The sequence below is a fragment of the Hahella sp. CCB-MM4 genome (genome assembly GCF_002260525.1).
Lineage (GTDB): Bacteria > Pseudomonadota > Gammaproteobacteria > Pseudomonadales > Oleiphilaceae > Hahella.
The window spans coordinates 1-501 of record NZ_MRYI01000152.1 but is presented as its reverse complement, the minus strand read 5'-3'; the positions used below and the strand labels follow the sequence as shown (position 1 = coordinate 501).

General features: G+C 62.1%; 1 protein-coding gene. It reads right to left on the bottom strand.

Going from position 1 to position 501, the window contains the following annotated elements:
- The coding region (locus BTA51_RS29805) for a GntR family transcriptional regulator (RefSeq protein WP_141215748.1) at nt 1-391 on the bottom strand (391 nt) is incomplete at its 3' end.
- Nucleotides 392-501: the final 110 nt, after the last annotated feature.

The window sequence follows — 501 nt, the reverse complement described above, 5'->3', positions numbered from 1 at the left end:
GCAGCGCGAGGCGCTCGGTCTCGGCCGGGGTCGAGAGGCGCTGGCAAGTGCTCAGGACGCGGGCCTTCGAATTCTGCAGATCGCCGGCCCGCGAGTGCAGGCGGAAGTAGTTATAGACGATTCGCAGCGAGTGGCGCGGCGGACGTCCGGTGACGACGGTGCCGGTCTTGCGGCGACGCGACAGAACGCCTCCGGCGGTCAATTCCCCCAGAGCGCGGCGGATCGTGCCGACCGAGACGCGGAATTCCTGGGCAAGTGCCGTCTCGGAAGGCAGCACCGTGCCGGCCGGCCAGGTGCCGGACTCGATTCTCGCGGTCAGCTGCTCGGTGATCGCCCTATAAATAGGCATATTGAGGGGAGTATTGATTGAAATGTGACCACTCCAGCGCATTCAGGACCCATCTGGGCACCGTTGCCATGACCTTCGCTGATTCAGGATTGACGTCAAGTCCGGCCCTGCGCTTATTTCTATATAGTTTACAGATAAGGACCGAAAGTGAC